We start from the raw sequence: 18,015 nt of genomic DNA on the forward strand, positions 1-18,015 counted from the left end.
TTCGAAGAGGCTTCTCCGGTCCGTGGGCGAGGGGGAGGAGCTCACGGACCGGAGGTGGGTACTCACAACGTACCGCGAGTGCTGCAACGAAAGCGGCGGCTAATTGCCGCTGCTGGAGCCCTCGGCGGGAGCCGGGGCAGGCTTGGTGGAAGCGGCGTGGGCCTTCGCCTTCTTGCCCTTGGCGGGCTTGGCCGGGGCCGCGGCGGCGGGCTTCTGACCGTCGGTGGCGGGCTTGGGCGTGGCCGCGAAGGCGCCCAGGGAGACAAGGGAAAGTCCGAGGCCGGCAACGAGGGACAGGGTGCGCTTCATCAATTTCACTCCGGTGGTCCGCGCGGGGTTTCGCGCGGCTGGGCCGGGGTAGAGCATCCGCCGTGCCAGCCTCCGTCCACGGGTGGTGGGCGCGGTCCTCCCTCGGGAGGAGGCGCGCTCGGGCGCGGGGATGGGGCGGATGGCCCCGGCCCACGTGGGGCACATCGCCCCAGGGGGGGCAGGATGCCCCGGCACGCGTTTCCCTTCGCTTGAGGAGCAACTGTCGCTCCATGCACGGTGTCCGGGCTCGCGGGGAGGGGCGCGGCGGCCGGGCGCGGTGCCCCCGGGGACGGGGCCAGCGTCGCGGAGTGCGTCGTCCCGCGCGAGCGCGTCGGACGGGCGACATCCCCGACTCACGGGCGCGCGGAAGCGCGTGACGGCTCACGCAAGATGCGCGCGTCGCGACACGGCCGCGCCCGGCGGGAGTCCTCTCGCAAGGCGCGGCGGGGGGGAAGCGCTCGTGAGACGGAATTCACGTTGGTGGCTGGCCGCGGGGCTGGTGGGGGTCGTGCTCGCCACCGGTTGCAAGTGTGGAACCGAAGAGGAAGTCGAGGTCGTTCCGGGCACGGGCGGCAGTGGGGCGCAGCCTCCGCTGGCCGAGGACACGAAGGAGGTGGGCGGGGTGCCGGTGACGCTGGCGCTCACCGAGGTCTTCACCCGCCGCGAGGGCACGTCACCGCCGCGCACCTCCTTCGTCACGCGCGAGGAGACGGTGGCGCGAGCGCGGGTGGAGGGCGGCGACACGGCACTGGCGGACCAGATTCGCTGGACGGTGACGCCGGTGGGCAAGCAGTCCGGGCTCGCCTTGCCCGCGACGGCCACGGGGCCGGAGCTGGTCTTCCGGGGCAGCTCCGCGCTGGCGACGACGGGCAGCCGGGACCCCAACCCACCGCTGGAGTACGAGGTGGTGGCCACGCTGGCGCTGGATGGCGGGACGCTGGAGGCGAAGCTGCCGCCCACCTCCTTCATCCGCCAGGAGGAGGCGGACATCCTCCGGCAGGAATACGTGGACTTCGGCACGAGATTCCAGCCCACGCTGGCCAACGTGAGCACGCCGGGGCTCACCACGCTCAACCGGGGCAACTACTCCATCATCGTCGAGGAGAAGCCGGGCGAGCTGGAGAAGCTGCTTCGCGACCTGGAAGCGGAGGTGAACCGCATCCTCAATGACGACGTGCAGGTGGTGCCGGTGGGCACGCGCGCGGCGAACGCCAACTCCATCGTCGTGTCGCCCGGCAAGTCGGTGCTGATGCTGGGCGCGCTGGGAGACACCGAGCCCAAGGGGGACGACGTGTGCGTTGGCGCGCGCGTCAACGGAGGCTGCGCGGGCGCCATCCGCGCGGGGCCCAACGGCATCTCCGACACGCCCGCCAACAACCGCGCCACCCAGGTGAGCCTGGAGCGCATCATCACCAGCGCGTTCCGCAACCCGCAGCGCAACAGGTTCATCGGCTCGAAAGCCCTCGACAGCCGGCACACGCGCGGGCTCGCGTTCGATTTGGACCCACGCATGCTGTCCATTCCGGGCAAGGACGCGCGCCAGCTCATGTGCGTGGTGGAGCTGGCGGGCATCAACGTCGCGGGTGAGGAGAACAGCTTCACCGAGAACGGGCCCATCACGTTCCTCGATTGCAATGACCCGGCCGCGGACCACGTCCACGTGCAGCGGTGACGAAGGAGCCTTCCATGACTGTGTTTTCATCATGCGCCGCGCGCGCGTGGCTCGTGCTGCTCGTGCCGCTCCTGGCCCACGCCCAGGCCCTGCCTCCTCCGGAGAAGCCGGCCGCGGTGCCGCCTCCACCTCCGTCGGCCGCGCCCACGCCCTCGGTGGCGGCGCCGAAGGAGCTGTCGCCCGAGGCGAAGGAAGGCATCCGCCTGGCGCAGGAGAGCTGCCCTTCGGACGGCTTCGACCGCGCGGGCTGCGAGAAGGCGGTGAAGCTGCTGCGGGAGGCGGAGCGGAAGGACCCGGAGAACAACGACGTGCAGCTCGCGCTGGCGCAGGCGTACTGGAACACGTCCTACAAGGAGTCCCCGCAGGCGCGCTCCCGGGGCGAGCTGAAGCAGCGCGCGCTGGACATCTACCAGCGGATGGTGGACCGGGGCACGAAGGACGCGCGGCCCTACTGGGAGCTGAGCCTGCGCCAGAAGACGGACGCGATGCGGGTGTCCCTGCTCAAGCGCGTGGTGTCGCTCAACCCGTTCCACCCGAAGGCGAACAGGGACCTCGCGCAGGCGGAGCTGGCGGAGGGGAACGTGGAGGCGGCGGAGAAGAGCTACGAGAAGCACCTGGAGGTGAGCTCGTACCGGGACTCGCAGGATGCCGTCGACCACCTGGACTTCGCGAAGCGGCTGGCGAGCCTGGGACGGACGGATGCGGCGGCGCGGCTGACGGAGAAGGTGTCCAAGCTCATCCAGGGCGAGCGCCGCTCCACGCGCTGCGAAATCTGGCGCTCGGTGGACTCGAAGCTGTACCAGTCGAAGAGCGACGTGGTGCAGAAGGTGCGCTCGCTCTTGCCGTACTGCACGAAGACGGACGAGCTGGAGCGCGCGTCGGACCTGGAGAAGGAGGGGCGGGTGGACGAGGCGATTGACGCGGCGAAGCGGCAGGTGGCGGAGAACCCGCGGCCGGAGGGCTCGTACGTGCTGCTGGAGCGGCTCTACCACCGCAAGGGCCGGCCGGACGAGGCGGCGCAGGTGGCCCTGAAGCAGTTGGAGGCGGAGCCGGACGCGACGGAGCGGTGCGAGCGCTTCCGCGCCCTCGCGCCCGCCACGGTGCGCGCCATGCCCAAGGACCGCGTGGACACGCTGCGCCGCGAGTGCAAGCTGCCGGAGTGAGTCAGCTCGCGGGAGGCGTCGGGGCGGGGGCGCTCACTTCTCCGAGGAACCGGCGCCGCAGCGTGCGCGTGACTTCCGCGTCCCAGCGGGTGGAGAAGACCTCCACCACGGTGCGCCGGAAGCGCAGCGCGCACGCCAGGCACACCAGCGTGGCGGCGAGGCCGATGACGCTGTTCTGCCACGAGGCCAAATCCCACTGCCCGTCCCAGAACCACTCGCGCATGCTGTTCGGCCACCAGTAGTGGATGGGCCACCCGGGCCCGCTGCCCGCGAGGTCGCAGACGAGGTGGAGGTGGAACGCGAGCAGCGACAGGCCCGCCACCCACGCCCGCTGCCGCGCCAGCGCCACGCACACCGCCGTGGTGACGAGCGCGCCCACGTACCCGTGGAAGAGGACGTGGTGGTAGCGCGCGTACCACTCCTCTCCGGCGAGCAGCGTGAGCCCGTCCAGGTCCGGCGCCAGCCCCGCGCACATGACGAGGATGCGGTCCCTGCGCTCGCGCAGGCCCTGGGCCGCGAGCCACGCGAGCTCGCCATGGACGATGGGATTCATGCCCGAAAGCGTACGCCGCCCGGCCCCTCGCGCGCGCCCAGGTCCGGACTCACCCCGTGAGCGGTGCCTGTCGCGGCGTCCCCAGCAACTCCAGCGTGCGCACCGCTACGTCCACCAGGGTGGAGGAGCACGGCACACAGCCTCCGCCGCAGCACACGGGCCACTCGCCCTCCGGCTCTCTCAGGAGCGGGTACACGCATCCCCGGAGCGAGTCCGGCAGCCCGGCCTCCTCACAAGCGCGCCGCAGCGCCGCCTGCACCGTGGGGTCCTTCACGTCCAGCACAGCCCCTTCATAACGGCGCCGGAGAGGCGCCACGTCGGGGGTTATGGGGAGATGAAGGGCGGGGCACATCTCCCAAGGGGCGGGGCAGGCCTGCCGCCCACCGGTAAAGCCGGAGCATGCCTCTCAGTAGGCCGCCGAGCGCCCGCCCCCAGGCCGCGCTGGACGGCTTCACGGCCCCATGAGAAGCGCTCCCCACTTCGGGTTGCGAATCTAGTTAGGGCCCTTATTGTTAGGCCACTGTGGCAGCGAGAACCTCACCCTTCCTTTCGTTCCCCCCCGTGCCCCGCTACGAGCGGCTGAAGCGGCTGGCGGAGCGCTTCCCCCAGCTCGACCTGAGCGCCATCCAGACGTGCATCGGCATGCTGCACCTGGCGCACGAGCTCACAGGGGCCTACGACGCGCACCTGGCGCGCCACGGCCTGTCCATGGGCCGCTTCATCGTGTTGATCCGCCTCTTCACCTCCGAGGAGACAGAGAGCGGGAGCGGCCTCACCCCGGCCGAGCTGGCCGAGAGCTCCTGCGTCAGCCGGGCCACCATGACGGGCCTGCTCGACACGCTGGAGAAGGACGAGCTCATCTCCCGGCAGGACCACCCGGAGGACCGCCGCATGTACACCGTGCGCCTGACGGCCAAGGGCCGGAAGCTGCTCGACGGCATGCTGCCGGACCACTACCGCCGCATCTCCGCGCTGATGTCCCCGCTGAGCGACGCCGAGCGGGCGACCTTCCAGGAACTGATGGACAAGGTCACCTCGGGCATCCCAGCGCTCAGAGACCCCTGAATCCCCTTCCACACCCCTGATTCCTTCCTTCCGGCACCGACGGATGGCTTCGTCGGACCGGATGGTTAGCCGCCAAACCATCTGTCAACGAATCTCCGAGCATCTCCATGAGCACCCAGACCGCGAACCTCGAGAAGGACATCCCCAGCATCGACGCCAGCTCCGCTGGCCCCAAGGCGGTGGCGAAGCCGGCCGCCCCGCGCTCGTCGCGAGCGAAGAAGGTGCTGCCGGCGCTGCTGGCCGTGGCCCTCGTGGGCGGCGGCGCGAGCTACGCCGTGACGTACGGCCACGAGTCCACCGACGACGCCCAGGTGGAGGGCCGCATCGCCAACGTGGCGCCCCGCATCTCCGGCCAGGTGGCCAAGGTGCTGGTGGTGGACAACCAGCAGGTGAAGGCCGGTGACGTGCTGGTGGAGCTGGACGCCACGGACCTCAACGCGAAGCTGGACGTGGCGCGCGCGGACGTGCTCAGCGCGGAGGCGCAGCTCGCCAGCGCCCAGTCGCAGCTCGCCCTCACGGAGACCAACGCCGGCGCCAACCTGCGCCAGGCGCGCGGCGGCGTGGTGCAGGCCTCCAGCGGCATCAGCTCGTCCAAGGCCGCGCTGGACCAGGCCCGCGCGGACGTGAGCGCCGCCGAGGCCCGCTTCAAGCTGGCCGAGTCGGACCTCAACCGCGTGAAGACGCTGAAGTCCGAGGGCGCCGTCACCGTGGCGGACCTGGACGCGCGGCAGGCCGGGTATGACCAGGCGAAGGCCGCGCTGGACGTGGCGCGCGCGCGCCTCACCTCCACGGAGGCCGGCGTGCAGGGCTCGTCCGGTGGCCTCGAGGCCGCGCAGGGCAAGCTGGCCGCGGCGGAGACGGTGCAGGTGCAGGTGCAGGCCGCCCAGGCCGCGGTGAAGCTGGCCGAGGCGAAGCTGAAGCAGGCGCAGGCCGCGCTGAAGCTGGCCGAGCTGAACGTCAGCTACACGCAGGTGCGCGCGCCGGTGTCCGGCGTGGTGAGCCGCCGCACGGTGGAGGTGGGCCACGTGGTGGACCCGTCCCGCCCGCTGATGGCGCTCGTGCCGCAGGACGACCTCTGGGTGGTGGCCAACTTCAAGGAGGACCAGGTCGGTGAGATGACGGCCGGCCAGGAAGTGGAGCTCACGGTGGATGCCTTCGGCAGCCGCGAGTTCAAGGGCCACGTGGACAGCCTGGCCGGCGCCAGCGGCGCGCGCTTCGCGCTGCTGCCCCCGGACAACGCCTCCGGCAACTTCGTGAAGGTGGTGCAGCGCATCCCCGTGCTCATCCGCTTCGATGGTGAGCTGAAGGATGTGGGGCTGCGCCCCGGCATGAGCGCCGAGGTGACGGTGAATACGAGGGGTCGCTAGTCGTGCAGAGCGACCACATCACCGGCTCCAAGGCCGGTATCACCATCGCCGCGATGGCCGCGGCGCTGATGTCCGTGTTGGACATCTCCATCGTCAACGTGGCGCTCAGCGACATCCGCGCCAGCTTTGGCACGCCGCTGGACCAGATTGCGTGGGTCTCCACCGGCTACATGATGGCGAACGTGGTGGTCATCCCGATGACGGGCTGGCTGCAGCGGCGCTTCGGCTTCCGGCGCTACTTCACCGGTTCCATCCTGGTCTTCACGGCGGCCAGCGTGCTGTGTGGCCTGGCGTGGAACCTGCCGTCGCTCGTCGTCTTCCGCATCCTCCAGGGCGTGGGCGGCGGTGCCATCATCCCCACCTCGCAGGCCATCCTCTTCGCCCGCTACCCGCGCGAGGAGCACGGCATGGCGGGCGCCCTCTTCGGCCTCGGCGCCGTGACGGGCCCGCTGCTCGGGCCCACGGTGGGCGGCATGCTCATCGAGGCGGCGAGCTGGCACTGGATATTCCTCATCAACCTGCCGGTGGGTCTGTTCGCGGCCTGGATGGCGTGGCGCCACATCGAGCAGCCGAACTTCGCACCCACCAACGACAAGGTGGACCGGTACGGCATCGCCCTCCTGGCGGTGGGCATGGCCTCGCTCCAGTTCGTGCTGGAGGAGGGCAACCGCGAGGACTGGTTCGACAGCAAGAAAATCACGCTGCTCGCGGTGGTGGCGGGCGTGTCGCTCATCACCTTCATCGTCCACGAACTGGAGACACCCCAGCCGGTGGTGGATTTGCGCGTGTTCGCCAACCGCTCGTACTCGGCGGCCACGGGCATCAACTTCATCGTCGGCACGGCGCTGTTCGCGGGCTCGTTCCTCTTCAGCCTCTACTGCGGCACGGTGATGCGCTACTCGGCGCTCGACATCGGCCTCATCTTCCTGAAGGGCAGCGCCATCCAGTTGTTGCTGATGCCGCTCATCGGCCGCTTCGGTGGGAAGGTGGACGGGCGGATGCTGGTGGGCCTGGGCATCATCGGCATGTGCTTCTCGCTGTGGACCAACGGCCACCTGTCCAGCACGGCGGACGAGGCCGCGCTGATTGCGCCGGTGTTCATCCGCGCCTGCTCGCTGGGCATGGTGTTCGTGCCGCTGTCGGTGATGGCGCTCAGTGACTTGCGTCCGGAGCAGCGCGGCAACGCGGCGGGCCTCTACAACCTGACGCGCGAATTGGGCGGCTCCATCGGCACGGCGTGGATGAGCAGCGCGCTCAACCGCACGACGAAGGTGAACTTCACCGCGCTGACGTCGCACGTGGACGCATACAGCCAGGTGACGCAGGAGCAGTTGGCCGCGCTCCGGGGCGCGGTGGGCGCGCGCGTGGCGGACCCGCTGGCCGCCGCCTACAGCATCCTCAGCCAGCGCATCAACGGCCAGGCCCTGGTGCGCGCGTTCAACGCCAACTTCACGGTGCTGACGGCCATCTTCGCCCTGTCGCTGGTGCTGGTGTTCATGCTGAAGAAGCCGGCCCCCGGCGTGAAGGTGGAAGGCGCGCACTGACGCGCGAGGCCGGCTTCGCGAGAGGCTGAAGAAAGGGCCCGTCCTCTCCAGGGGGACGGGCCCTTTCTCTTTCATGGGCTACTGCTGCGGCTGGACGTGCTTGGGGTCCATGTAGAAGACCTCCCAGTGGTGGCCGTCCAGGTCCTGGAAGCTGCGGCCGTACATGAAGCCCATGTCCTGCGGGTCCTTCGTCTTCGTGGCGCCGGCCTTGAGCGCCTTGTCCACCAGCGTGTCCACGGCGGCCCGGCTGTCCGCGGAGAGGGCGATGATGGAGCCGACCGTCTTGGTGGTGTCCGCGAGGTCCTTGGTCACGAAGGTCTTGAAGAAGTCCTTCACCAGCAGCATCGCGTAGATGTTCTCGCTGATGACCATGCAGGTGGCGTTCTGGTCGGTGAACTGGGCATTGAACGTGTAGCCGAGCTGCTTGAAGAACTCGACGGAGCGGCTGAGGGACTGCACGGGAAGGTTCACGAAAATCTGGGTCGCCATGGCGTGTCTCCGGGGTTGAGGGAAGGTCGTTTGCTGCCTTCAACTCTGCGACGAACGGCATTTTTGGAGATCGACACGACCCGCGAGATTTTTTTCGGCGACTCCAGGTCCTCGAAATCACGGAGCTTCACCGCTTCGGAATGCGCAAAAGAAACGGGCGGGCCCACCCTCGCGTGGAGGATGGACCCGCCCGGGTGTTTCAAGGCTGACGCCTGTTGGCTAGCGCTTCGAGGCGCGGGCCGCGGCGTGGGCCTGCCGGCGCCGACGGCCGAACAGGGAGACCGCGGCGAGCAGGCCAGCGGCCGCCATGAGGGGCACGCCGCCCGTCCCGGTGGCCGAGGCACCGCAGCCCTGGGGCGCGCTGCCGGGCACCCCGGAGCCGTCCGCGGGCGAGCCATTGCCGGACAGGTCACCGGGCATCGCGCCCAGGCCCGGCTGCTGGTCGGCGACAGGCGTCTCCGACGTGGGAGCGTCAGGCTCCTCCTCCGCCGGAGTCTCCGGCGAGGGGCTCGGGTCCGGCAGCGTCACCACCGGCGGCGTCTGGGGCTCCGGCGTCGGCTCGGGCGTGGGCTCCGGCGTCGGCGCGGGAGTCGCGGGGGGCATCACGTCCGCCAGCGCGGAGGCCATGGTGAAGCCGTCGTGGTAGACGTACGCCTCCGGGCGGATGGTGTCGTCGCGGTACAGGCCGAGCTTCACGTAGTTGAACTCGCTGCCGTACATCGTGGCCGCGTACGTCTTGGGCACCACCAGCTTCCCGTCGTGCCACAGCTGCACGTAGCCCGTCTTCTTGTTGGAGGACCACTTCACCTCCATCACGAAGTCATGCCACTGGCCGCGGTCCAGCGGGGCCTGCCAGAGGACGGGGCCGGAGGCGCCGCCCACGCGCATGTTCATCTCCTCCCCGCGCACGAAGAACTCGAGCGGCGGCGAGCCGCAGCAGCCTTCCTGGTGCCACTGGGTGAAGACCTGCCACGTGTCGGAGCTGGGGTAGTTCTTCGGGAACATCGTGCTCCACTTGTAGAACCACGTGGAGTTGGCCTTCTCGCGGCTGATGTAGAGCAGCTCGTTGCGGTTGCCGCTCGCTCCGATGGGGTCATCCCCCTGGCGGACGGTGGCCTTCAACGCATAGCGGCCCTCCCGCACCACATCGGTGACGACCTGGAGGCGGCTGTTGGCGACGGCCTGGGAGCGCGTCCACTGTGAGATGTTGCCCGTCTCGAAGTCGCCCTTCCACGCCACGCCCGCGAAGGCGAGCGTGGGCAGCACGGACAGCAGGGCGACATGGCGAAGGAGATGCGGCAAGCGAGGTCCTTTCGTCTCGGGTTGGCGCAATGGGACAAGCGGGCCGGCCCGCCGCTTCCCACCAGCGCCTGCCTGTAAACCCCCGTCCGGACGGGGGCCCGCGCCGCGCTCCGGAGGGCGTCCGGCCCTGCGAGCCCCCGCCCCCGCCCCCCGCCCCTCGCTTGCGGATGCAATGATTCCGGTGGGATGCGCGCGGGGCTTCGTTCAAGGATTCCGGCGTACATCGTCTCTAGTGCGGGTCGGTCGGTTTCCGGCCTGGCCACGAGGCCCCACCCGGCCCGTTCGCGGGGGAGGGTGGCCCGGGGAGGGTCCAGAAAAATCCCCCGGGAAATGTCGGAACCGGACGTGCGGGTGCCCGCGCGTACGGGAAAGCGTGGTTTGTGGAACGTCAGGACGCCCCGCGGCATGGGGGCGGGCTGGCGGTGCAGTCGGCGGTAAAGGGATGTTGGTGTAGAACCCGTCAGGTGGGCGACTGCTTGGGGGTGGCGCCCGAGGGGGCAGTATGTTGAAGCCGGCGTACGACAAGGTCTTGGTCCTGGCGCTGGCGACGCCCGTGCTCGTTTTCACCGTGCTGCTCGCGCGCAGCCCGTCCAAGGCAGACGGCGGAGGTGTCTCGGCGCAGTTCTGGGCCGAGCGCCGCGCTGCGGCCCGCATCGAGGCCCGCCTCACCCACCCCGAGGCGGACAAGTACCGGCCCCGAGTCTCGTCCGGCGGCTGTCCGGTGCCCCCGGAGCCCATCCCCTTGAGGGAGCTGGCGCGGCTGGAGGAGACGGGGGACTGGGGCGGCATCGCCGCGGCCTATGCCCTCCAGGGCGAGTGGAACCAGGCGGCCTCCTTCCTGGAGCGCATGCAGGCCTCGCCCAACCGGGACAGCGACCTGGCGGCCGTCCACCTCGCGCGGGGGGCACACGAGCAGGCGCTGCGGCTGCTGGACGGGGTGCTCGCCTCCCATCCGAATCACACGCAGGCGCTGTGGAACCGCGCGCTGGTGCTCCAGGAGATGGGGCTCACCATGAAGGCGGCCGAGACGTACGAGAAGGTCGCCACGCTGAACGAGCAGGGCTGGGGCCGCGAGGCGCATGCCCACGCGCTCGCGCTGCGCGAGGAGACGCAGGAGCGCGCCCGGAAGTGGCGGGGCGCCCGCGACGCCACCCTGGCGCTGCTGGAGAACGCCCAGGCTCCGTTGCCGCTGGAGGAGGCCCGGCAGCAGCCGGGCGTGGTGCGGCAGAACTTCTATGAGGTGGTCCGCTCGGCGCAGTCGAAGGAGCGGGCGATGGCGCTGCTCCCGCTGGCGCAGGAGCTGGACCGGCTGCAGGGTGGCTCCGCGCTGGGGGACTACGTGCGCAAGGTGGCGGCCCGGGACTTCGGCCGCCGCGCGCCGCTGGCCAAGGGCTACGCGGAGCTGCTGCGCAGCCAGTCCCCAGCCCCGAGCGCGATGCTGGAGACGCTGCGCACCTCCAGCGAGGACGACCTCTTCGTGGGCGCGCTCCTGCGCACCCGCGGCGCGGCGCTGGGGCTGGTGACGGAGGCGGTGGAGCGCGGCAAGCGCCAGCAGGACCCCTGGTTCAATCCCTACCTGGAGCGCGAGCAGGCCCGGAAGGAGACGGCGGACGGCGAGTGGTGGAAGGCCGAGCAGCGCCTCTTCACCGCGCTGCAGCGCTGCCGCGAGGGTGCCTTCTCCGCGGGCTGCGTGGAGCTGGAGCTGCGCCTGGGCATCCTCTACGCGGAGCTGCGGCGCCTCACCGAGGCCGAGCAGCACACCCGCACCGCCTGGACGTGGGCACGCCAGCTGCGCGAGTGGGAGCTGGAGCTGACGTCGCTGGAAATCCTGACCCATATCTCCCGCGACAGGAGTGACTTCTCCAGCGCCCGGGCCTTCGTGGAGGAGTGGTCCGCGCGAGGCGGGCGGAAGAGCCCCAGCTTCATCTGCTACTGGCCGCAGGGCCACCTGTCCCACATCAACTACCTGGACATGCGCCCGGAGGAGGCGCGCCGCGCCCTGGAGGCCGCCGCCGCGTGCCCCAACGCGCCGCTGGACCTGGTGTATGGCGCCACGTTCGCGGAGATGGCCCGCGCCCGCCCGGCGCCGGGAGACGCGGAGAAGCTCCGCCACGCGCTCTCCATTGCCACCACCACCAATCCCATGCCCGGCGACGCCATCTACTCGCGCTACATCGAGGGCCGCTTCGAGCTGGACCATGAGCACGCGCAGGGCCAGGCGCTGCTGAAGCGCACCATCGAGGATGCGGAGAAGCTGCAGCACGGGGACTCGATGGCGCGCGAGGCCTGGACGCTGAGCTACTCCTCGCTCGTCACCGACGCGGGCCGCGTGGGCGACTACTCGCGCGTGCTGGAGCTGATGGCCGCGCAGCTTGGCACTTCCGTGCCGGCCCGGTGCGCGCTGGCCGTGTCGGTGCACCACGAGCGAGGCGTAGCGGTGGCCCGCGGGCCCCAGGGCGAGGTGGTGGGGTACTACGACGGTGCGCGCGACGCGCCCTTCTCCCGCAGCCCCACGTCGAAGCTCGTCCCGGAGAAGGTGCGGCAGGCGCTGCGCGGCTGCGAGCGGGTGGAGGTGCTGGCCTGGGCGCCCGTCTTCGGCCGCACGGACCTGCTGCCGCCGGACATGGCCTGGAGCTTCCGCATGGGGAAGACGGCCCAGCCGCGCAATGTCTCCAGCGGGCGTCGGCTCGTCGTCTCCAACGTGGAGGCGCCCTCGCTGCTGCAGCTGCCCCGGCTGCCGGCGTGGACGCCCTCGCCGGAGCCCGAGTCCACGCCGCCCGAGCTGCTGTCCGGCTCCGAGGCGACGCCCTCGCGCGTGCTGTCCAGCATGTCGGACGCCACCGAAATCGAGATTCACGCGCACGGCATCAGTGACCCCGCCCTGGCGGACTCGTCGCTGGTGGTGCTGTCGCCGGAGGGCAATGGGCGCTACGCGCTCACCGCGGACATCGTCCGGCAGCAGAAGCTGGCGGGCTCACCCCTCGTCTACCTCGCGGCGTGCAGCGCGGGGCGGGTGGCCTCCACCACCACCAACGAGCCCTTCAGCCTGCCGGCCGCCTTCATCGACGCGGGCGCGCGCGCGGTGCTTGCCTCCACGGTGGACATCCCGGACGCCGCGGGCCGCTTCTTCGACGGCGTGCGCCAGCGCATCCGCGCCGGCGCTCCGGCCGCCGTGGCCCTGCGCGACGAGCGGCAGAAGTGGCTGGCCCGCGACTCGCGCAACGCCTGGACGCAGTCCGTCCTGCTGGTGGAGCGGTCCGAGTAGCGCGTACCCGGCTCTAATGGGGCGTGGGCAGGTACGTGTTCCCCTTGGGCACGAGGAAGTGGTGGAACGTCACCGAGGCGCTCACGTCCAGTGCGCGCACCCAGTGCCACCAGCCCACGGGGATGAAGACCATCTCCCCGGGCTCCAGCACCGCCTCCACCACGTCCGCCTCCGCGTAGAGGGGGAAGCGCTCCGGGTCCGGCTTCGCCGCGTCCACCTGGCTGAAGGTGCCATAGCGCGGGTACATGAGGTGCCGCTGGAAGGAGGGGATGAGCTTCACGTGCTTGCGCCCCATCACCTGCCCCAGCAGCACGTTCATGTTGTCGTGGTGCAGCGGGGTGACGGTGCCCGCCGGGCCCAATAGCAGCGTCAACATGTCCGGGCGCAACTCCGCGTCGATGATGCCCTTCGGCGCGCGCACGTCCTCGCGCAAGGCTCGGAAGCCTTCCCGCGCCCAGTTCTCGTTGCGCGGCACCATGTAGTAGTCGTTCGTCTCCCCGCCCGTCTCAATCATCCGGAGGTAGTCCCGGAAGGGCATCTTGGAGCGGTGCTTCTCGAACTCGGGCGTGTGGTCCGGGTTGGCGTTGCGCCCCGTCTGCACCTCCACCTCCACGTCTCCCGCACGCTCCGCCATGTACGCCAGCGACCAGCGCTTCATGGCGGGCCAGTCCTCCATGAAGCCGCGCAGCACCACCGGGCGGTGCCCGAAGTAGTAGCGCGAGAAGAACTCCTCCGGGCTCAATCCCTCGCGCCGCTCCAGCGTCTGGTGCCCGCCTGCCTGCCGGTGCAGCGCGCTGTAGGTGTCCATGACGGACTCCAGCCAGCCGTACCGCCGGCCCAGCCGCAGCGCGGCCTGGTAGTACGGATGGGCCAGGACGCCGGCCACCTCCCGCCGCGCCACGTCCTCCGCCACGCCCGCCCCCGTCAGCGTCTGGAGCGCCTCCTCCTGCGTCACCCCCAGGGCGAGGTTCTCCACCAGCCACGTCTGCCACTCGGGCGCGAGGCGTGAATTTTCCTTGTTCATTTAGAACTCCCTGAATTCCTGGTGCGAGCCCGACCCGGGTGATTCACGGAATCGCATACGGCCATGGTAAGGAATGCAACCGTTTGCGTTTTACATCTAGCAGCAACCAATCCGTGCTGCCTGTAGGCAAGCATGAGGAGCGAGCGCCATGACGCCCGGTGCCAACGAAATCGAGAACAGCCCTCCCATGAAGACGGCCGCGGGCGAGGAGCCCAACGTCAAGAACAGCTACGTGGACTGCGCCACCAACGTGGACGTCCAGCGCCCGCGCCGGCCGTCGCCCACGCCGGCCACTGCGCCCCTGGCGGACCCCCAGGGTCGTTGATCCTCCTGCCCGGAAAGGGTTTTCCGCCCTCCCGGGCATTTTACTGTCTTACGGCTGCGATTTTTTTCTCAAGGATCGGGCCGCCGCGCGTCTTTGGTGGGTAACCACCAGCAGCGCAAGTGTGGGGCGTCATGGCAGACCTCTTCAACCGGGAGCGGCGGCGCTTCGAAGCGTTCATCCGCCAGCATCGTGCGGGCCTCCTGGGCCTGGCACGCCGGTTGTGTGCGCGCTCGAGTCTGGAACCGGATGATTTGGTTCAGGAGACCTTCGAGCGGGCGATGCCGGAGTTCGAGCACCTGAAGGACAGGACGGACTCGGCGGCTGCGGCCTGGCTGTGCACCACCATGACAAACCGGTTCCTGGACTACTGCCGCCGGCAGAGGACTGAGACCCGGGGGTTGCCCCACCTGGCGCTGGTTCAGGACGCGGCGATGTCACCGGAGGATTCCCAGGAGAATTGGGAGCTGGTGAACACCGACGCGTTCCAGAAGGCGATTGATCAGCTGAAACCGCACCTGCGTGATGCCTACAAGCTGCACGCGGAGGGCAAGCGGTACACGGCCATCGCCGAGCATTTCAACGTTCCCGTGGGCACGGTGGGGAGCTGGCTCACCCTGGCGCGCAGGGACCTGAAGGAACTGCTGCTGCCCCAGGTGGCGGTAGCCCGGGAGCAGGGGGCAACGAGCTCATGAACACGCCATGCACGAAGCTGCACCTCTTCGTAGACGGAGAGCTGTCCGCCGCGGAGGCGGACGCCTTCCGGCAGCACCTGACGCGCTGCGAGGAGTGTGAGGTCGGCCTGCGGGATTTGCTCCAGCTGGAGCTCCTGGCGTCGCGGGCGCTGGAGGGGGCGGGGGGCGCGCGGGTGGAGAGCCCCGGCTCCAAGGTGACGCCGCTGCGGCCGTGGCTGCACCGCGCGTACCGGGCGGCGGTGCCGGTGGCGCTCGCGGCGGGCCTGGCGGCGGTGGGCGTCTACCGCATGCAGGCCGAGCCGCGGATGCCCTCCGAGGTGTGGCTGGCCAGCGCGGACGCGCGCATGCTGGACGCGCGGCTGAGCCACCCGCAGGCGGACCGCTTCCGTCCCTACATCCCCATGCGCGGCACGGGGGCCTCCTCCGAGGTGCTGCCGCTGCGGCCGCTGGCGGAGCTCGAGGAGCGGCAGGACTTCCGGGGCATCGCCGCGGCGTATGCGCTGCGCGGGGACTGGCAGCAGGCGGAGGCCTTCCTGGCGCGCGCGCCCGAGTCGGCGGACAAGGACAATGACCGCGCGGTGGTGGAGATGAGCCGCCAGCGTTGGGAGGAGGCGCTGGATCTGCTCGGCGGCGCGCTCCGCCAGGAGCCGAAGCACCCGCAGGCGCTGTGGAACCGCGGGCTGGCGCTGCACGGGCGCGGGCTGCTGAAGCAGGCGGAGGAGTCCTTCCGCGAGGTGGCCGCGCTGCCCGGTCAGGACGAGGGCTGGAAGAAGGAGGCGGAGAGCCGGGCCAACGAGCTGAAGCAGCAGCGCGAGCAGGAGGGCGCGCGCTGGCACAAGCAGGTGATGGAGGCGTGGGCTCAGCTCTCCGTGGGCCGGGTGGACGTGAAGGTGCTGGCGCAGCAGCCGGCGGTGGCCCGTGAGGCGCTCTACGTGGCCGTGCGCACGGCCACCACGCCGGACGCGGTGAAGGCGCTGCTGCCGCTGGCGGCGGAGCTGGACCGGGTGGGCGGCGGCGCGGTGCTCCAGGACTACGTGAAGGACATGGCCCAGCGCGACTTCGCCGTGCGCGCCCCGCTGGCCCGCGACTACGCGAAGCTGGTGATGGAGGGGCAGGCGTCTCCGGGGCTGGTGGACACGCTGCGCCGCTCGAAGGAGGACGACCTCTACTTCGGCGCGCTGGTGTTCACCGGCGAGGCGCGGCAGGACGCCGAGGCGCTCAAGGCGCTCCAGCGCTTCGCGCACAACTCGCGGGACCCGTGGCTGAACCTGGTGGTGGATCGCGAGCGCGCCCATGGCCAGGGCCTGGCGGGCCGCAACGGCACCGCCGAGAAGGACCTGCTGTCCGCGCTGCGCACCTGCGAGGCGTACAACAAGCTCTTCCACTGCGCCGAAATCAACTGACGCGCGGCTGAAGCAGCGGCACTTCACGAGAGGCGGGTCCCCAGGGGCCGGCCTCTTTTGCTTTTGGGGCGAGCGCTTTCGTCCACCGGGCGAAAGCCGGTGCGGAAGGTGAAGCCTGGGCGGGGGCCGCGTGGCAGGCTCGAGGCCCGGCCCTTCACCCAGGAGTGCGTCATGCCCCCATCCGCTCCGCGCAACATGCGCGACTACGAGGCCACCCGCCGTGACTTCCGGTGGGAGCGGCCCGAGCACTTCAACTTCGCGGCGGACGTGGTGGACCGGCACGCGCGCGAGCGGCCGGACGCGCTCGCGCTGCTCTGGTCCAACGAGGCGGGGCAGGAGCAGCGCTTCACCTGGGAGGACGTGCGGCGCCACTCGCTGCACGCCGCGAGCTTCCTCACCGGCCTGGGCCTGCACAAGGGCGACCGCGTCTTCGTCATCATGCCGCGCGTGCCGGAGTGGTGGTTCCTGGTGCTGGGCTGCATCCGCGCCGGCATCGTCTTCATGCCCGGCACGCCCATGCTCACCGTCAAGGACATCCGCTACCGGCTGGTGGCCGCGGACGCCAACGCCGTCATCGCCGACGTGAGCTGTCTGGACCGCTTCGAGGGGCTCGTGGGCACGGGCCGGGTGGAGACCTGGGTGGCGGTGGGCGAGGGCGCGCCGTCGCCGTGGGTGCGCTACACGCCGGGGGCGGCGGGCACGGGCGCGCACGGCGAGGGCTTCGCGCCCACGCGCGCGGACGACCCGATGCTCATCTACTTCACGTCCGGCACCACCGGCATGCCGAAGATGGTGCTGCACACGCAGGCCAGCTACGGGCTGGGGCACGTGATTACCGGGCGCTACTGGCTGGACCTCACGCCCGACGACAGGCACCTGACGCTGAGCGACACCGGCTGGGCGAAGTGCGCGTGGGGCAAGCTCTTCGGGCCGTGGAGCCAGGGCGCGTGCAACGTCGTCTACGACTTCCGCGGCCGCTTCGAGCCGGCGAAGCTGCTCAAGGTGTTGGAGACGCAGAAGGTGACGACGTTCTGCGCGCCGCCCACCGCGTGGCGGGCCATGGTGCTTCAAGACTTGAAGGGCTTCGACGTGTCCTCGCTGCGGCACACGGTGAGCGCGGGCGAGCCGCTCAACCCCGAGGTCATCGACACGTGGAAGGAGGCCACGGGCCTGCACATCCGCGAGGGCTACGGGCAGACGGAGACGGTGATGGTGGTGGGCATGTTCCCCTCGATGGAGCCGCGCGTGGGCTCCATGGGCAAGCCGTCGCCGGGCTTCACGGTGGGCGTCATCGACGACGCGGGCCGCGAGGTGGCGGACGGGCAGGAGGGCGACATCGCCATTCGCGTGGCGCCGGAGCGGCCGGTGGGCCTGTTCCACGGCTACCTCAACGACGAGGGCGCCAACGCGGCCTGCCGCCGGGGCGACTGGTACGTGACGGGGGACAGGGCGGTGCGCGACGCGGACGGCTACTTCTGGTTCGTGGGCCGCGCGGATGACGTCATCAAGACGTCCGGCTACCGCGTGGGCCCCTTCGAGGTGGAGTCCGCGCTGCTGGAGCACGCCGCCGTGGCGGAGTCCGCCGTCATCGGCGTGCCGGACGACAAGATTGGCCAGCGCATCAAGGCCTACGTCGTGCTGGCGCCGGGCCATTCCGCGTCCGACGCGCTCGCGAAGGAGCTGCAGGAGCACGTGAAGCACACCACGGCGCCGTACAAGTACCCGCGCGACATTGAATTCGTCACCGAGCTGCCCAAGACGGTGAGCGGCAAGATTCGCCGCGCGGAGCTGCGGGCCACGCCGCCGAAGCCGAAGTAGGCCCCGGCGGCGGGCACGAGGAGC

General features: G+C 70.5%; 16 protein-coding genes. 10 read left to right on the top strand and 6 right to left on the bottom strand.

Annotation, left to right across the window (positions count from 1 at the left end; all coding sequences use genetic code 11):
- Window positions 1-99: 99 nt before the first annotated feature.
- Window positions 100-309 carry a hypothetical protein gene (locus ACVTJA_RS07085; protein WP_465834914.1) on the bottom strand — a complete coding sequence of 70 codons (210 nt, stop codon included), beginning with the start codon at window positions 307-309 and terminating at the stop codon, window positions 100-102.
- Between the two features lie 460 nt (window positions 310-769).
- Between ACVTJA_RS07085 and ACVTJA_RS07090 the strand changes: the two genes are divergently transcribed.
- Together ACVTJA_RS07090 and ACVTJA_RS07095 are read left to right on the top strand one after the other, a co-directional pair.
- Complete coding sequence (locus tag ACVTJA_RS07090; RefSeq protein WP_465834916.1) at window positions 770-1,981, top strand: hypothetical protein; 1,212 nt, start codon at window positions 770-772, stop codon at window positions 1,979-1,981.
- Window positions 1,982-1,995: 14 nt separating this feature from the next.
- Window positions 1,996-3,144: a tetratricopeptide repeat protein gene (locus ACVTJA_RS07095; RefSeq protein ID WP_465834917.1), complete on the top strand. Its 1,149-nt coding sequence runs from the start codon at window positions 1,996-1,998 to the stop codon at window positions 3,142-3,144.
- 1 nt (window position 3,145) lies between these two features.
- Here the strand turns inward: ACVTJA_RS07095 and ACVTJA_RS07100 are convergent, their stop codons facing one another.
- Both ACVTJA_RS07100 and ACVTJA_RS07105 read right to left on the bottom strand, forming a co-directional pair.
- Window positions 3,146-3,697, bottom strand: coding sequence for a metal-dependent hydrolase (locus ACVTJA_RS07100; RefSeq protein ID WP_465834919.1), 552 nt, complete (start codon window positions 3,695-3,697; stop codon window positions 3,146-3,148).
- A 49-nt stretch (window positions 3,698-3,746) separates the two neighbouring features.
- Window positions 3,747-3,980 (bottom strand): hypothetical protein, encoded by a 234-nt coding sequence (locus tag ACVTJA_RS07105; protein WP_465834921.1) that lies wholly within the window; start codon window positions 3,978-3,980, stop codon window positions 3,747-3,749.
- A gap of 278 nt (window positions 3,981-4,258) precedes the next feature.
- On the opposite strand from ACVTJA_RS07105, the gene ACVTJA_RS07110 reads away from it, so the two are divergent.
- The 3 genes from ACVTJA_RS07110 to ACVTJA_RS07120 all read left to right on the top strand — a co-directional run bounded on the left by ACVTJA_RS07110 (window position 4,259) and on the right by ACVTJA_RS07120 (window position 7,673).
- Window positions 4,259-4,762 carry a MarR family winged helix-turn-helix transcriptional regulator gene (locus ACVTJA_RS07110; protein ID WP_465834922.1) on the top strand — a complete coding sequence of 168 codons (504 nt, stop codon included), beginning with the start codon at window positions 4,259-4,261 and terminating at the stop codon, window positions 4,760-4,762.
- 107 nt (window positions 4,763-4,869) lie between these two features.
- Entirely contained in the window at window positions 4,870-6,129 is a 1,260-nt protein-coding gene (locus ACVTJA_RS07115) for an HlyD family secretion protein (protein ID WP_465834924.1), read from the top strand.
- A 2-nt stretch (window positions 6,130-6,131) separates the two neighbouring features.
- Window positions 6,132-7,673, top strand: a complete 1,542-nt coding sequence (locus ACVTJA_RS07120) for a DHA2 family efflux MFS transporter permease subunit (RefSeq protein ID WP_465834926.1) — start codon at window positions 6,132-6,134, stop codon at window positions 7,671-7,673.
- Between the two features lie 78 nt (window positions 7,674-7,751).
- Here the strand turns inward: ACVTJA_RS07120 and ACVTJA_RS07125 are convergent, their stop codons facing one another.
- The gene (locus ACVTJA_RS07125; RefSeq protein WP_465834928.1) at window positions 7,752-8,162 is read right to left on the bottom strand and encodes a VOC family protein; all 411 of its coding nucleotides are present in this window, start codon (window positions 8,160-8,162) and stop codon (window positions 7,752-7,754) included.
- Window positions 8,163-8,381: 219 nt separating this feature from the next.
- The gene (locus ACVTJA_RS07130) at window positions 8,382-9,464 is read right to left on the bottom strand and encodes a polysaccharide lyase (RefSeq protein WP_465834930.1); all 1,083 of its coding nucleotides are present in this window, start codon (window positions 9,462-9,464) and stop codon (window positions 8,382-8,384) included.
- Window positions 9,465-9,966: 502 nt separating this feature from the next.
- Here ACVTJA_RS07130 and ACVTJA_RS07135 point away from each other — a divergent pair.
- On the top strand, window positions 9,967-12,729 hold the full coding sequence (locus ACVTJA_RS07135; RefSeq protein ID WP_465834932.1) for a CHAT domain-containing tetratricopeptide repeat protein: 2,763 nt from the start codon (window positions 9,967-9,969) through the stop codon (window positions 12,727-12,729).
- Window positions 12,730-12,742: 13 nt separating this feature from the next.
- Here the strand turns inward: ACVTJA_RS07135 and ACVTJA_RS07140 are convergent, their stop codons facing one another.
- Window positions 12,743-13,753 carry a cupin-like domain-containing protein gene (locus ACVTJA_RS07140; protein ID WP_465834934.1) on the bottom strand — a complete coding sequence of 337 codons (1,011 nt, stop codon included), beginning with the start codon at window positions 13,751-13,753 and terminating at the stop codon, window positions 12,743-12,745.
- Window positions 13,754-13,901: 148 nt separating this feature from the next.
- On the opposite strand from ACVTJA_RS07140, the gene ACVTJA_RS07145 reads away from it, so the two are divergent.
- From ACVTJA_RS07145 to ACVTJA_RS07160, 4 genes are all read left to right on the top strand, one after another.
- The gene (locus ACVTJA_RS07145) at window positions 13,902-14,078 is read left to right on the top strand and encodes a hypothetical protein (protein ID WP_465834936.1); all 177 of its coding nucleotides are present in this window, start codon (window positions 13,902-13,904) and stop codon (window positions 14,076-14,078) included.
- Window positions 14,079-14,209: 131 nt separating this feature from the next.
- On the top strand, window positions 14,210-14,770 hold the full coding sequence (locus ACVTJA_RS07150) for an RNA polymerase sigma factor (RefSeq protein WP_465834938.1): 561 nt from the start codon (window positions 14,210-14,212) through the stop codon (window positions 14,768-14,770).
- Entirely contained in the window at window positions 14,767-16,173 is a 1,407-nt protein-coding gene (locus tag ACVTJA_RS07155; RefSeq protein ID WP_465834940.1) for a zf-HC2 domain-containing protein, read from the top strand. The genes ACVTJA_RS07150 and ACVTJA_RS07155 overlap by 4 nt, the downstream gene beginning before the upstream one ends.
- A 171-nt stretch (window positions 16,174-16,344) precedes the next feature.
- Window positions 16,345-17,991 carry an acyl-CoA synthetase gene (locus ACVTJA_RS07160; RefSeq protein WP_465834942.1) on the top strand — a complete coding sequence of 549 codons (1,647 nt, stop codon included), beginning with the start codon at window positions 16,345-16,347 and terminating at the stop codon, window positions 17,989-17,991.
- Window positions 17,992-18,015: the final 24 nt, after the last annotated feature.

The sequence above is a fragment of the Pyxidicoccus sp. M6 genome (genome assembly GCF_055568925.1).

Bases quoted from the DNA above. Each gene is read 5' to 3' on its own strand.
- ACVTJA_RS07085 (WP_465834914.1), bottom strand. From the start codon at position 309: ATGAAGCGCACCCTGTCCCTCGTTGCCGGCCTCGGACTTTCCCTTGTC.
- ACVTJA_RS07095 (WP_465834917.1), top strand. From the start codon at position 1,996: ATGACTGTGTTTTCATCATGCGCCGCGCGCGCGTGGCTCGTGCTGCTC.
- ACVTJA_RS07100 (WP_465834919.1), bottom strand. From the start codon at position 3,697: ATGAATCCCATCGTCCATGGCGAGCTCGCGTGGCTCGCGGCCCAGGGC.
- ACVTJA_RS07115 (WP_465834924.1), top strand. From the start codon at position 4,870: ATGAGCACCCAGACCGCGAACCTCGAGAAGGACATCCCCAGCATCGAC.
- ACVTJA_RS07125 (WP_465834928.1), bottom strand. From the start codon at position 8,162: ATGGCGACCCAGATTTTCGTGAACCTTCCCGTGCAGTCCCTCAGCCGC.
- ACVTJA_RS07135 (WP_465834932.1), top strand. From the start codon at position 9,967: ATGTTGAAGCCGGCGTACGACAAGGTCTTGGTCCTGGCGCTGGCGACG.
- ACVTJA_RS07140 (WP_465834934.1), bottom strand. From the start codon at position 13,753: ATGAACAAGGAAAATTCACGCCTCGCGCCCGAGTGGCAGACGTGGCTG.
- ACVTJA_RS07145 (WP_465834936.1), top strand. From the start codon at position 13,902: ATGACGCCCGGTGCCAACGAAATCGAGAACAGCCCTCCCATGAAGACG.
- ACVTJA_RS07150 (WP_465834938.1), top strand. From the start codon at position 14,210: ATGGCAGACCTCTTCAACCGGGAGCGGCGGCGCTTCGAAGCGTTCATC.
- ACVTJA_RS07155 (WP_465834940.1), top strand. From the start codon at position 14,767: ATGAACACGCCATGCACGAAGCTGCACCTCTTCGTAGACGGAGAGCTG.
- ACVTJA_RS07160 (WP_465834942.1), top strand. From the start codon at position 16,345: ATGCCCCCATCCGCTCCGCGCAACATGCGCGACTACGAGGCCACCCGC.